This window comes from Flavobacterium sp., assembly GCF_046296355.1.
In the GTDB taxonomy this organism is placed as follows: domain Bacteria; phylum Bacteroidota; class Bacteroidia; order Flavobacteriales; family Flavobacteriaceae; genus Flavobacterium.
The window spans coordinates 23699-38155 of the sequence record NZ_JBKBLM010000002.1 but is presented as its reverse complement, the minus strand read 5'-3'; the positions used below and the strand labels follow the sequence as shown (position 1 = coordinate 38155).

Below are 14457 nucleotides of genomic sequence, written 5' to 3'. Positions count from 1 at the left end.
TATGAGTGAAACAGCAGTAAAAACAGGACATCCAAAAGGACTTTGGGTACTATTCGGGACCGAGATGTGGGAACGATTCAACTTCTACGGAATGCGAGCGATTCTGACATTGTTTATGGTAAATGCCCTAATGTTAGGAGAGTCAAATGCATCAATTATTTATGGTGGATTTTTGGCTTTATGTTACCTAACACCTCTTTTAGGAGGTTTTATTTCAGATAAATATTTGGGAAATAGAAGTTGTATTATGCTTGGTGGAATTTTGATGGCAATTGGTCAGTTTTCATTGTTTTACAGTGCTACCATCTATGATAATAATTTAGGTTTATCTAAAGGTGTTTTTTGGTTAGGTCTTTTTGTTATTATTTTTGGAAATGGATTCTTTAAACCTAATATCTCCTCTATGGTTGGAAGTTTATATCCACCTCAAGAAAAGACTAAATTAGACTCTGCTTTTACTATTTTTTATATGGGAATTAATATTGGTGCTTTATTAAGTCAATATTTTGTTCCACTTTTTGCCGATGTGAAGATTAATGGAGTACAAGATCCTACAGTTTTCAAATGGGGATATTTAATGGCAGGTATTGCTATGGTTTTAGGAACATTAGTTTTTTTCTTTTTAAAAGATAAATATGTTGTTTCACCTGATGGAACTCCTATTGGAGCAAAACCTAATAAAGATTCTTCAAAGGGCGAAGTTGAAGAACAAGCAAAATTCACAAGTAAATCAATAGGAATTGCAACAGTTTTATTTTTTGTTTTATTTTTTGCTTTTAGATACTTATTAGTTTCAGAAATTGGATTTAGTAATTTTGAAATTGGAACCTTAGTAAAAGGAATTATTTATCCTATTATTTATGGTGCTGGAATTTCATTGGCTTTTTTAATCATGAGCTCAGCTGAAAGCAAAATTGAGAGAGAAAGAATTTCTGTAATTTATATTGTTTCGTTTTTCATTATTTTCTTTTGGGCAGCATTTGAACAAGCCGGTTCATCATTAACTTTTATTGCATCAAATCAAACAGATAGAACTTTTATCTTTGGATGGGATATGCCAGCATCAATGGTTCAGATTTTTAATGGACTTTTTGTTGTTATTTTAGCTGTACCATTTAGTATAATGTGGGATAGATTAAGAGCAAAACAAAAAGAACCAATCTCACCAATGAAACAAGCTTTAGGACTAGCTTTGATTGCTTTAAGTTATTTTATTATTGCTCATAATGTTAAAGATCTTGGAAATAGTGGTTTATTAGCAATAAAATGGTTGGTTTTATTATATTTCATTCAAACAATGGGTGAGCTTTGTTTATCACCGATTGGATTATCTTTGGTTGGAAAGTTAGCACCAAAGCGTTTTGCTTCATTATTATATGGTGTTTTCTTTATTTCTAATGCTGCCGGCTATGCTTTAGCTGGTTCACTTGGAGCAATCATTCCTGCTACTGGGGATAAATTTCTAAAAGCAGAATCATTAGGTGTAAATCTTCAAGATGTTTTAGATAAAAAAGCAACTTTAACGGTTGAGCAAGTTGCTATGTTCGATAAAGAACAATTGCCAACCGCTTATACTTCATTTGGAGGTTTTGAAATCCATAATTTATATGAGTTTTTCATGGTTTTTGTTATTTTATGTGGAATAGCTGCGATTATTTTAGCGGTTTTAACGCCAAAATTGAAAAAAATGATGCACGGTGTGAGATAATCACATATTAAAATATTTTTATATCTTTCAAACCTACAAGCAACTCTTGTAGGTTTGTTTTTTTAAATCAAAAAATTATGTGGAAAAGTCATCCTAAAGCACTGCCTTACTTGTTTTTATCCGAAATGTGGGAGCGATTCGGTTATTATTTAATGATTGGAATTTTTACCTTATATCTCAAAGATGTTGAGGCAGGATTCGCCATGACTGAGAAAGAAGCGTCCGATTTGTACGGGACATTTATTGCTTTGGTATTCTTAACCCCATTTATTGGTGGTTTGGTTGCCGATCGATATTTTGGTTATAAAAAATCGATTGTCATTGGCGGTTTAATGATGGGTGCCGGTTATATGCTGATGGGAATTCACGATATTACAATGCTCTACGTGGCCATGACTTTGGTTATCTTGGGTAACGGATTCTTCAAACCTAATATTTCTACGCTTTTAGGGAATTTCTATAACGATGAACAATACAAGGACAAGAAGGACGAAGGCTACAATATTTTCTACATGGGTATCAATGTGGGTGCGTTCATCTGTAACTTTTTCGGTGCCGCTTTGCAAATCCTTTTGGGTTGGCAATATGCCTTTATGGCTGCAGGAGTCGGGATGTTTATTGGTGTAATTGTTTTCCTTATGGGAACTAAACATTACGGAGATAAAACCGAGAAGAAAGGCTTGCAGGAAGGCGATATGCCGTTTTATAAAATCGTATTGTTCATTCTTTTACCTTCAGTAATTTTCGGTGTCATCGGCTGGTTACTGAAAGGCGTTCAATCGGAGACGAATTTAGACAGTTATATTTTTGGTTCGGATAGTACCGATGCCTTTATTTTCGCTTGCATACCAGTGATTTTCTTTTATGGAAGTTTGTATTTCAAAGCCAAAATTGAAGACAAAAGACCTATAGGAGCTTTATTGTCTATTTTCGCTGTGGTAATATTGTTTTGGGCGGTATTTAAGTTGAACGGTTCGGCGTTAAATACTTGGGCTGACCGTTATACCGACAGAGAAATTACAGGAACAACCCAAACGGTTTTTAACGGTTTGAAATTGGCCAAAGAAATCGAATACAAAAAAGACTCTACAGAGTTATATGACGCCGGATTCCGTCTTCAAAAAGAGAATGGAGAGGTTAAAAAAGTGGTGGATTACCCCATTTATTTCAGAAATGTAAAAGAAGAAAAGAAACCGGAAGAAGGAAGTAAAATCAGTATTTGGGCCACCAATTTGAGTCAGTCTATCAATCCGGGTTGGGTGATTATTTTAACGCCATTAGTAGTGGCTTTCTTTACCTTTTTACGCAGCAGGAAGAAAGAACCGAGTACGCCAACCAAAATCGCATTTGGTTTATTAATCTCAGCTTTGTCTGTTTTGGTAATGGTCGCCGCAGTTCACATTGGCAACAACGGAAGTGAAAAAGTTTCCGTTTGGTGGTTAGTAGCCAATTATGGTGTCATCACTATTGGAGAATTATTCCTCAGTCCGATGGGATTGTCTGTAGTTTCCAAGCTTTCGCCAAAGAACATCACGTCTTTAATGATGGGCGGTTGGTTTTTATCGACTTCTATCGGGAATAAAATGTCGGGTGTTTTAGCCAGTTTGTGGGATACTTACGATGACAAAGCCAATTTCTTTTGGGTAAATTTCGCCTTACTGATTTTTGCCACCTTATTGATGTTTGCTTTGCTGAAACAATTGAATAAAGTAATGAAAGAAAAAGGAATAAACTAATATGGAAACCAATCAAACAGTAGCACAAATTCAGGATTTTAAAGGCAAATACCCTAAACAACTTTGGTATTTATTTTTCAGCGAAATGTGGGAACGTTTTTGTTTCTATGGAATGCGCGGCATGTTAGTAGTATTTATGGTCGGGCATCTTGGGATGAATGAAAAAGTGGCCAATCTACAATACGGCGCAACTCAAGCTTGGGTTTACGCCTTTACATTTATAGGAGGATTATTTGCCGATAAGATTTTAGGACTCAGAAAATCGCTTTTTTGGGGTGGAATTTTGATGATTGTCGGCAGTATAATCTTAGCGATTGACCCAAAGAGTTTCTTTTTTATAGGCATTGGGTTTACTATAGTTGGAACGGGTTTTTTCAAGCCTAATATTTCTTCAATGGTCGGGCAGTTATACAAAGACGGCGACCCAAGAAGAGATGCCGGATTTTCGTTTTTTTATATGGGTGTAAATCTTGGCGCTTTGATTGGCGGTTATATTTGTATAGCGGTAGCCGAAGGTTCAATGTGGCAATCATTAGTTCCCGAAAATCTCAGGTGGAATGTTGGTTTCGGATTTGCAGCGCTAGTGATGATTATTAGTTTGCTGACTTTCACACAAACTCAAAAAAGCCTTGGAGATATTGGATTGTCTCCTTTAATGAATTTGAAAGAGTCGAAAAGAAAATTATATGAAATACTAACTTTTTTGGGTTCTTTAGCCATTGTTCCGATTATCATAATTATGGTTGCCAATACGGTGTATACAGATTACTTTATGATGTTTATTGGTCCGGCTTCCATTTTGTATTTGTTTTATGAAATGAAGAACTTCTCTATTGGAGAAAATAAAAAGTTGTTAGCAGCTTTAGTTTTTATCATTTTTTCCATTTTCTTTTGGGCCTTTTTTGAGCAGAGTGGTGGTTCTTTAAGTTTGTACGCAGCAAACAATCTGAACAATGAAATTTTAGGAGTACAATTGAGTCCGAATGGAGTTAACAATTCAGCTAATTCATTTTTTGTTATTGGTTTTGCCGCATTAGTAGGTTTGGTTTGGTTATGGATGGCCAAAAGAAAAATAGAGCCTAACACAGTTATAAAATTTGGCTTAGCCTTTATATTTTTAGCGGCAGGTTTTTGGATTTTTTATTACACAAAATTCTTTGCCGATGCTGGCGGTAGAACGTCTTTGGGAATTTTCACTTTTGGTTGGTTTATTATAACTTTTGGAGAATTGTGTTTATCACCAATCGGAATGAGTGCTATGACTAAATTGTCACCTCAAAAAACACAAGCGGTAATCATGGGAATGTGGTTTTTAGCCAGTGCTTATGGTCAGTATTTTGCAGGATTACTTGGCGCTAACATTGCTGAAGCCTCAGAGAATGCTACCAATTTGGAAAAACTAAACACTTATGCCGATGGTTATGAGCAATTGGCCATTTATGCATTAGTGGCCGGAGTGGTGCTGATTGTCATTTCACCTTTAGTCAAAAAGTTAATGCAAGATGTAAAATAGCCGACATTTTTTGGTACTGTTTTTGTTTATATTTGTAAAAAAAATAATAACACATGAAAAAATTAATCCTTACGTTATTCCTGGTTTTAGGATCTTTAACGATACAAGCACAAGAATTAACTTGGCAAACTGATATGAATAAAGCCTTGGAAATCTCCAAAAAAACAAAAAAACCATTACTATTGTTTTTCACCGGAAGTGACTGGTGTGGTTGGTGTATCCGTTTGCAAAAAGAAGTTCTGAAAACACCTGAGTTCGCCAAATGGGCAAAAGACAACGTTGTTTTAGTAGAATTAGATTTCCCGAGAAGAACTGCGCAACAACCGGAAATTCAAAAGCAAAACATGGAATTACAACAAGCCTTAGGGGTTAGAGGATATCCAACAGTTTGGTTTGTTAATGCTACGAAAAAAGACGGTAAAATCAACTTAGAGCAAATAGGCAGTACAGGTTATGTTGCCGGCGGTCCAACACCATGGTTGGCCGGAGCCAATCAAATCTTAGCAAACAAAAAATCATAATTCAACCGAATTAAATCTTATAAAATCCCTTTTCATTGGTATAATGAAAAGGGATTTTTTCTTTATTGCATGTGACTTCCCAAAGCCGAACATAACTTTTAAAATTGGAGGCATCTGCTATAACTTGTTGAGGTTTGTATACTTCAAGTAGCCTTTCCATATTCAGTTTCGGGGAATTGGTAATAATCAAAATGTTGGGTTTTATTTTTGGGGAATAAATGGCCAAACTGTCAATCAGCAATATCTTTTTGTTGTTGAAATAGTAAAGGTTTTGAAGTCGTTTTTTTTCTTTGGCCTGACAAAAATTGCCAACCAAATAAGCTTGAATTGTTGTGTTGTTTTCCAAGGAAGCTAAAATGCTGTCATTGCTGTAAACCGTTACGGATTTGTTTTTTCTTTGGGTAATAATACTGCTTTTTCTCGCATTGAAAACAATAAACTCTTCTGTGTTGTGGGTTTCAAGTTTGGTGCTAATATATAAGCTTTGCAAAGTTATGATAGATAATAATGCGATTACCAATCGTTTGAAATTGGGTTTTTTGAACCAAATAATAATCGCGATAATCACAAAGTAGGAAATCCAAAGCATGGCACTTGTAAACGAAATGTTCCTGAAAACAAAATCCTCATAAGAAGCAATCCACTGAATCATGTTGTTTTGCAGTTCAATTAGGAACTCTAATGGTTTTGTCACAACAGAAGGAACTTTTCCAAAGCAAGCCACAACAATGGCAATCACTCCCACTATCATAATGATTCCGAGTAGCGGTAACACTATTACATTGGTCACAAAAAACAAACCCGGAAATTGGTGAAAATAATAAATGCTTAAGGGCAAAGTGCCTATTTGAGCCGCAAAAGAAACGGTTAAGATATCCCAAATGTATTGAGTGACTTTGTATTTCGGTTGCCAAATTTCAGCTAATAACGGTTGTAACCAAAGGATAAAAAACAAGGCCAAATAGCTTAACTGAAATCCAACATCAAATAAAAATGAAGGTTTCCATAGCAGGATTAAAAGCATAGAAACCAATAAGGTGTGAAACACATTTACAGTTCTTCGCAAGTGATTGCCAACAGCCACAAATGAAAACATGGTTACAGAACGTACAACTGATGGCGCCAATCCGGCCAAGATACCATAACTCCATAGCGAGAGCAGTATAATAATCAGCTTGATTAAAGTATTCTTTTTAGTATTAGCTAAAGGTTTTAAAAGAAAAGTAACAAACAGTAATATAAACCCAACATGCAAGCCTGAAACGGATAAGATGTGAACCGCTCCGGCCAATTGGTAATCTCTCAAAACGTCTGGTGAAATATCCTGTTGTTGCCCAAGCAGCAGAGCAATCATGATATTGAGTTCCTCTTTTTTGAACTGAGAAAGCGATAAGTTTCGGATGATTTCAGTTCTGAAATTGGAAAAGCGCGACCAAAGTGTTGACTCAGTTTTACCAATGACCATTTGCTTTTCATCGGTATAAATTTGACCATAAATCTGTTGATTTTCTAAATACCGGCCATAATCAAACTGATTGGGATTGAATGGATTTTTATTTTTATAAATAGTGCCAAAAAGGTTTACTTGACTGCCAATAGGCAAATCTTGAATTTTATTGTACTGCCTGATATTGAGGATGACTTTACCAAAGCTTTTATGATGGTCAACGTTTTGGATGTTGGCTACATAACGGCTGTTTTTTGCCGAGCTTTTTAGTTTTTCGTTAACCTGAAGTGTGATTTGATGTGATGTTTCTTCCGCGAGTTGATTGAGATAATGATTTTGGCGCAAGCTTTCATTGTGAAATATGGAAGTAGCCAATCCGATAAAGAAAGAAATCCCTAAAGTAAGTATTCCGAAAAACGATTTGCAAATTGGTTTTCTCTTACATCCAAAGTGAAGAGCCAACATAAAAACCAATCCAATCAATATACTTCCGAAGACAAAAATTGATTCAGGATGGTAATTTTGGTATACAATTATTCCAAAAATAAAGGCAAAAGTAATTCCGGTTAAAGGAAATTGTAAGATTTTCATGTAACTAAATTACATAAAATCTTAACATGATGAAAGAAAATTATTCTAAAATACGATTTATCTGTACGAAAGTTCTATTGTAATAAGATTCTTTGGTGGAAGAAATAATTACACCACTTTGTGTAGAAGAGTGGATGAACTTTACTTCGTCATCTGTAACTTCAACCACCATTCCCACGTGATTGATTCTTCTTTGACCACGGTTGATAAAGAAAATTAAGTCGCCTTTTTTGGCGTTAGACAAATCAATTTTTGTTCCTACAGTTGCCATTTCGTGTGACGAACGCGGTAAAGTAATATCGAATTTTTTAAAGGTAGAATAAATTAAACCCGAACAATCAAAACCGGCTTTAGTAGTACCGCCACCTCGATATCCTACACCCAAGTTGTCGGAAGCACTATTGATTAATTGTTTGATTAAATAACTGGCATCTTCGTTTTCTATAAGAATGTCGTCGTCATTTTGGTTGTTGACTTTGGCCACTTTTTTGGTGACATTAGGATCCGGAACTTGCTTAAGGGTTACCTCTTGATTTTGAATTTTCTTTTTCTTCTCCGTATTTTTTAATGGAACAACGGTCAGTGTTTTGGGTTCGGTATAGGTTCCTTTTTTTACCGCAACTTCCTTTGAAGTGACGATACTTGATGTTGGTTTACAAGCGGTAAACAACAGTAAAAGAATTGATATGTAAGCGATGTTTTTCAATAAAATTATTTTTTACAAAAGTAAAAATTAGTGTTAGTAATCAAAACTACTGAAGGTCATTTATGATAAATTTAGCAGTTTTTTCGCTGGCGCCAATGCCTCCAAGTTTGGTTTCTAATTGATTGTATTTTTCTAAAAGCGTGTTTCTGTGCTTTTCCTCAAGCAATTTTGAAAGCTCTTTTTTTAGGTTTTTAGTGTTGAATTTGTCTTGAATTAATTCGGTTACGACTTCTTCATCCATAATTAAATTGACCAATGAAATGTATTTCAAGGTAATGATTCTTTTGGCAATTTGGTACGAAATAAAACCGCCTTTATAGCACACGACTTCAGGCACTTTGAACAAAGCGGTTTCCAAAGTCGCTGTTCCTGAGGTTACCAAAGCAGCTTTGGCAACACTCAATAAATCATAAGTTTTATTCGAAATAAACTTGACATTTTTATTGGTCAAAAACTGTTCGTAAAAATGATAGTCCTGACTTGGTGCGCCGGCAATTACAAATTGGTAATCGCTGAAATCATCCACAATACTGAGCATCACACTTAGCATTTTAGAAATCTCCTGTTTTCGGCTTCCGGGAAGAATGGCTATTATGGGTTTGTCATCCAGATTGTTTTCTTTCCTAAAGGTCGATTCGGTTGTTTTCTCTCGATTGTGAATTGCATCAATTAATGGATGGCCAACAAAATCAACTTTAAAATTATGTTTGACTTCAAAGAAATCTTTTTCAAACGGTAGAATGACAAACAGTTTGTCGAAATCTCTTTTGACTGCTTTGATTCGGTTTTCTTTCCAAGCCCAAATTTGTGGTGCAATATAATAATGGGTTTTGATGCCACCTTCTTTAGCCCATTTAGCAATGCGCATATTAAAGCCGGGATAGTCGATAAAAATAATTACATCTGGATTGAATTTTTCAATGTCGGCTTTGCAAATTTTGATGTTGTTCAGGATGGTTTTCAAGTTCATCACTACTTCGGCAAATCCCATAAAGGCTAGTTCTCGATAGTGTTTGACCAATGTTCCGCCAACGTTTTGCATCAAATCGCCACCCCAAAAACGGATGTCAGCCGTAGCGTCTTCTTTATAAAGCGCTTTCATCAAATTGGAACCGTGTAAATCGCCCGAAGCTTCGCCGGCAATGATGTAGTATTTCATATCTTATAAATCCCAAGAATTTAATTGTTGTATCGCATGATGTGCCGTTAAATCAAACTGTACTGGAACTACCGAAATATAGCCTTTAGACAATGCCCATTCATCGGTGTCTTCGCCTTTGTCCTGATTAACAAATTCTCCGGTTAACCAATAATAATCTTTGCCGTAAGGGGTTTGTCGTTTGTCAAATTTCTCCATCCAAATGGCTTTCGCCTGGCGACAAACTTTAATGCCTTTGATGTCGTCATATTTCAATTTGGGGAAGTTGACATTCAAAACCGTGCCTTCAGGTAATTTTTTTGTCAAAACTTCCAAAGATATTTTTTTGATAAATGGTTTTATGGTTTCAAAATCAGCATTCCAAGCATAATCCAATAAGGAAAAGCCTATTGCAGGTATGCCTTCAATGCCCGCCTCAACCGCAGCACTCATCGTGCCCGAATAAATCACATTAATCGAAGAATTTGAACCATGATTGACACCGGACACACACAAGTCGGGTTTCTTTTTCAAAATTTCATTAACGGCCAATTTAACGCAATCCACCGGAGTTCCGGAGCATGCGTATTCTGTAATGACTGCATTTTCGGCAGAAACTTTATTCAAATATAAAGTGCTGTTGATGGTAATCGCATGTCCCATGGCGCTTTGCGGACTGTCGGGTGCCACAACTATTACATCACCAATTTCGGCCATGACGTCAATTAAAGCTCTAATTCCCGGCGCATTGATGCCATCGTCATTGGTAACTAAAATAGTGGGTTTGGTCATCATTTTTTTTTAAATTCTGTAACAAAGCAAGTTATTTTAACGACTTACTGTACATGCAAAATTAACCATTTTAAGGCTTTACCACGCTACATTTTTTTATAACTTTGATGCAATTGCCGTTCTGTGAGGAACGAAGCAAATCATTTTAACAAAATTTTATCTGACAAGGGAAATCTTGGCATGGTTTTTTGTTTAATTTAGACCAATAATTAATGAATATTATAATGCAGTTTATGAAAAGAAATTATAAAGCACTATTGGTAGTTTTGACACTATCAGTGGCCTTGTTGGGATTCAGTTTGTTCCCAAGTAAGAAAGCATCTGATCCGGAGAAAGATAAATTGCTGATTGAGTTGCTGACTTTTGTCATCGAAAAGGGACACTACAGTCCGTCAGCGATTGATGATACTTTTTCAAAAGGAGTTTACAAAGATTATTTGAATGCTTTAGATCCTTCAAAACGTTTCTTTTTGCAATCGGATATCGATGAGTTTGCTGAATATGAAACGCAAATTGACGATCAAATTTTAAACAAAGAATTGTCTTTCTTTGACTTGACTTATACCCGTTTGATGAAGCGTATGGAGGAAAGTAAAAGTTATTATAAAGAGGCTTTGGACAAACCTTTTGACTACAAAAAAGACGAATCTTTTAACACGGATTATGAAAAGTTGCCTTACTGCAAATCGACTAAGGATTTGAAAGAAAGATGGCGTTTACAAGTGAAATTATCGGCTTTGTCGTCTTTGGTTGAAAAACAAAAATTAGAAGAAGACAAGAAAAACAATAAAGATTTGGCCAAAAAATCAGAGCCTAAAACCTTCGAGCAATTAGAAAAAGAAACCCGCGAAAGCACTTTAAGTTCTTTGAATGACAATTTCAATTTCATCAAAGATTTAGACCGTGAAGATTGGTTTTCGATTTATATAAATGCCATATCTTCTCGTTTTGACCCACATACTTCATATTTTGCGCCAAATGAAAAAGAGCGTTTTGATTTGAGTATGAGCGGAAAATTGGAAGGAATCGGAGCGCGTTTGCAAAAGAAAAATGACTTTACCGAGATTTCAGAATTGATTTCCGGCGGTCCGGCTTGGAGAGGAAAAGAGTTAGAATCAGGCGATATTATTTTGAAAGTAGCCCAAGCTGATGGCGAACCGGTGGATGTAGTGGGAATGCGTTTGGACGATGTTGTTAAAAAAATCAAAGGACCAAAAGGAACAGAAGTTCGTTTAACGGTTAAAAAAACAGACGGAACCATTAAAGTAATCACCATCATCAGAGATGAGGTAGAAATTGAGGAGACGTATGTAAAATCGAGTGTGGTGGAGAAAGACGGATTTAAATACGGCATCATTTATTTGCCTAAATTCTATATCGATTTTGAAGACCAAAACAGTCGCGATGCCGGAAAAGACGTAGCGATTGAAGTAGAAAGATTGAAAAAAGAAGGCGTACAAGGAATCGTAATGGACGTTAGAGATAATGGTGGCGGTTCTTTGAAAACGGTTGTAGATATCGCTGGATTATTTATAGAACAAGGTCCAATTGTACAAATCAAATCGGCTGCCGGTAAAAAAGAAGTATTATATGATCGTGATGCCAAAGTGCAATGGGACGGACCATTAGTGGTAATGATTAACGAGTTTTCAGCTTCGGCTTCAGAGATTTTAGCCGCTGCGATTCAAGATTACAAGCGTGGTGTTGTGATTGGTAGCAAACAATCTTACGGAAAAGGAACAGTTCAAAATGTAATTGATTTAAACCAATTTGTTCGCGGTAGTACTTACGGAGATTTAGGCGCTTTAAAAACGACTACTCAAAAGTTCTACAGAATTAATGGTGGTTCAACACAATTAGAAGGCGTGAAAAGTGATATTGCTATTCCGGACAAGTATGCTTATTTAAAAATGGGCGAACGCGATATAGAAAATGCGATGCCTTGGGACAAAATTGATGCAGCCGATTATAAAATTTGGGACAAACAAAACAACTTTGATTTGACCATTTCTAAAAGCAAAACCAGAATGCAGAACAATCCGCAATTGCAATTGATTGATGACAATGCCAAATGGTTGGACGAAAGAAACAAAGAGAATGTATACAGTTTGAATATCGACAAGTTTAAAGCAGAGCAAAAATCCTTAGACGAAAAGAACAAAAAGTACAAACCGATTTCAGATTATAAGAATGCCTTTGACTTTAAATCACTACCGTATGAGGTAGAAAGCATGAAAAATGACCCTGTGCTTAAAGAGAAAAGAGAAAGATGGCATGAAAGCTTGTCAAAAGACATTTATATTGAAGAAGCGATTCATATTTTAAATGACTTGCAAACCGAAAACAACAAAGGTTTGTCTACTAAGTTAAAAAAGGATAAGTTGGTTAAGTCTTAATCGAATAGTATTCCAATAAAAAAGCCATCTCATTTTAAAGAGATGGCTTTTTTTTAGCGTCTTAGTTTATTTAACTTCTTTTCTGTTTTATCAAGGTCTTCTTGTAATTCTTGAATTCTGATTTGTTGCTTGCTGATTTTGATATTTTCTTTTTCAATTTCAATTTCGCTTAACTTTCCTTTTCTTTTGCTTTTTTCGAGTTTCTCTTGCATTTTTTGGAGGTCTTTTTTCTCGTCGTTAAGCTTCTCTTTGATTTTGATTAAGTCCTTTTCTTCTGAGGCAATTTTCTTTTGTTCTTTGGCAAACTGTTTTTGTTCTTTCTCCAGTTTTCTTTGTTCTTTATCTAAAGCTTTGGCTTGTTTTTCAGCTGCCTTTTTCATTTTTTCAGCTTCTTTTTGTTTGGCCAAAGCCGCTTTCTGAATAGCTGCTGATTGTTCAGGTGATAATGTTTCCGCTTTTTCTTTGGCCTTTTGAAGTTCAACTTGCTTTAAAGCGATGGAATCTGTTGGTGCTGCAATAGTGTCTTTTACAACCTGAGCAGTTAAGGAAAAGCTACAAAATGCGATTAATAATAAAAAAGGAAATTTTGTTTTCATGACTTGGAATTTTTAGTGTAATCCCAAAGTTACAAAAACCATTCCTAAATTACCATTCATTTACCTTATTTGCATCCATCTTAAGGAAAATGAAAAGCAAAATGGTGAATCCCCAAAGTCCGGAACCGCCATAAGAAAAGAAAGGCAAAGGCACTCCAATGGTTGGAAAAACCCCAACAACCATCGCAATATTAACAAAGAAATGGATAAAGAGTATGCCTGCGACACAATAACCGTAAACCCGACTAAACTTGGTCTTCTGTCGTTCTGCGAGGTAAATGATTCTTATGATTAAAATAACAAATAAGGCAATAACAAAGAGTGAACCGGTGAATCCCCATTCTTCGCCAACAGTAGTAAAAATATAATCGGTGTGTTGTTCGGGTACGAATCCGCCTTTGGTTTGTGTGCCTTCGAGATAGCCTTTTCCAAACCAACCTCCGGAACCAATGGCAATCTCAGATTGATTTGTGTTGTAACCCACGCCTTTCATATCGACTTCTTTCCCTAAAAGAATATTAAAACGGTCCCGATGGTGTTGCTTGAATACATTTTCAAAAACGTAGTCTACAGAAAAAACATAACCTGAGATACAAACCAAAATGATGCTGCTCAATATCCAGTTTCGGTCTATAATACGGCTTCTGTAATACACAAAAAGAATAGCAGCCAAGGCAATCCCGATTAGTGGTAAAGGCTTTATAATTAAGGCCAAAACAAATAAAACAATGGCGATAAAACCGGTCCAAACATACCAGGAAGGCAAACCTTCTCGGTAAAGAACTAAAATAAAAACAGTATAAATTAAAGCACTTCCGGGATCGGGTTGGGGCAATATCAACATGACCGGAAGAAAGATGATAATCATCGCTTGGACTTGTCGATTAAAGTCTTTTAAATTGACTTGAACATCGCTTAAGTATTTGGCCAAAGCCAATGAAGTTGCCGCTTTAGCAAACTCTGAAGGTTGTAGGGTGAAACTTCCTATGGCATACCAACAACGCTGTCCGGCGATGGTTTTTCCAAACAAAAACAATCCTGCCAAGGAGATCAAAGCAATGGCAAAAATGATACTGGAGTATTTTTCGTAAAATTTGGCATCAATCGAAAGGACTATAAAAATTATTGGTATCGAAAAAAGGATGAACAAAAACTGTTTCCCATAAATTTGGCTAAAATCAAAAATGGAAGTTTCTTGCTCAATAGAAGACAATGATGACGAATAAATGTTGAGCCAACCCATAATCACCAAGATGATATAGATGACAACACTTATCCAATCCAAGTTATTTGTTACACTTTGATTTTTCATC

11 protein-coding genes are annotated in these 14457 nt (G+C 35.8%); 5 read left to right on the top strand and 6 right to left on the bottom strand.

The features are described 5' to 3' along the window. Position 1 precedes the first annotated feature (1 nt). The 4 genes from ACK4HO_RS02175 to ACK4HO_RS02160 all read left to right on the top strand — a co-directional run bounded on the left by ACK4HO_RS02175 (position 2) and on the right by ACK4HO_RS02160 (position 5478). Positions 2-1708, top strand: coding sequence for a peptide MFS transporter (locus ACK4HO_RS02175; protein ID WP_409661937.1), 1707 nt, complete (start codon positions 2-4; stop codon positions 1706-1708). A 77-nt stretch (positions 1709-1785) separates the two neighbouring features. Further along, positions 1786-3444 (top strand): peptide MFS transporter, encoded by a 1659-nt coding sequence (locus ACK4HO_RS02170; RefSeq protein ID WP_409661933.1) that lies wholly within the window; start codon positions 1786-1788, stop codon positions 3442-3444. 1 nt (position 3445) lies between these two features. Further along, positions 3446-4957: a peptide MFS transporter gene (locus ACK4HO_RS02165; RefSeq protein ID WP_409661930.1), complete on the top strand. Its 1512-nt coding sequence runs from the start codon at positions 3446-3448 to the stop codon at positions 4955-4957. A 53-nt stretch (positions 4958-5010) separates the two neighbouring features. Continuing rightward, positions 5011-5478 carry a thioredoxin family protein gene (locus tag ACK4HO_RS02160; protein WP_409661928.1) on the top strand — a complete coding sequence of 156 codons (468 nt, stop codon included), beginning with the start codon at positions 5011-5013 and terminating at the stop codon, positions 5476-5478. 10 nt (positions 5479-5488) lie between these two features. On the opposite strand, the gene ACK4HO_RS02155 is transcribed toward ACK4HO_RS02160, so the two are convergent. The 4 genes from ACK4HO_RS02155 to surE are packed head-to-tail and all read right to left on the bottom strand — an operon-like array spanning position 5489 to position 10152. Beyond that, a complete protein-coding gene (locus ACK4HO_RS02155) occupies positions 5489-7516 on the bottom strand; it encodes a ComEC/Rec2 family competence protein (RefSeq protein ID WP_409661925.1) in 2028 nt (675 codons plus the stop codon). Between the two features lie 40 nt (positions 7517-7556). Further along, positions 7557-8222 carry a C40 family peptidase gene (locus ACK4HO_RS02150; RefSeq protein WP_409661922.1) on the bottom strand — a complete coding sequence of 222 codons (666 nt, stop codon included), beginning with the start codon at positions 8220-8222 and terminating at the stop codon, positions 7557-7559. Between the two features lie 46 nt (positions 8223-8268). Continuing rightward, the gene (lpxB, locus tag ACK4HO_RS02145) at positions 8269-9381 is read right to left on the bottom strand and encodes a lipid-A-disaccharide synthase (protein WP_409661920.1); all 1113 of its coding nucleotides are present in this window, start codon (positions 9379-9381) and stop codon (positions 8269-8271) included. A 3-nt stretch (positions 9382-9384) separates the two neighbouring features. Continuing rightward, positions 9385-10152 (bottom strand): 5'/3'-nucleotidase SurE, encoded by a 768-nt coding sequence (gene surE, locus ACK4HO_RS02140; RefSeq protein WP_409662263.1) that lies wholly within the window; start codon positions 10150-10152, stop codon positions 9385-9387. Positions 10153-10364: 212 nt separating this feature from the next. On the opposite strand from surE, the gene ACK4HO_RS02135 reads away from it, so the two are divergent. After that, positions 10365-12548, top strand: a complete 2184-nt coding sequence (locus ACK4HO_RS02135) for a carboxy terminal-processing peptidase (RefSeq protein WP_409661917.1) — start codon at positions 10365-10367, stop codon at positions 12546-12548. A gap of 53 nt (positions 12549-12601) precedes the next feature. Here the strand turns inward: ACK4HO_RS02135 and ACK4HO_RS02130 are convergent, their stop codons facing one another. Next, positions 12602-13144: a hypothetical protein gene (locus ACK4HO_RS02130; RefSeq protein WP_409661915.1), complete on the bottom strand. Its 543-nt coding sequence runs from the start codon at positions 13142-13144 to the stop codon at positions 12602-12604. 49 nt (positions 13145-13193) lie between these two features. Continuing rightward, positions 13194-14456 (bottom strand): rod shape-determining protein RodA, encoded by a 1263-nt coding sequence (rodA, locus tag ACK4HO_RS02125; RefSeq protein ID WP_409661913.1) that lies wholly within the window; start codon positions 14454-14456, stop codon positions 13194-13196. Position 14457: the final 1 nt, after the last annotated feature.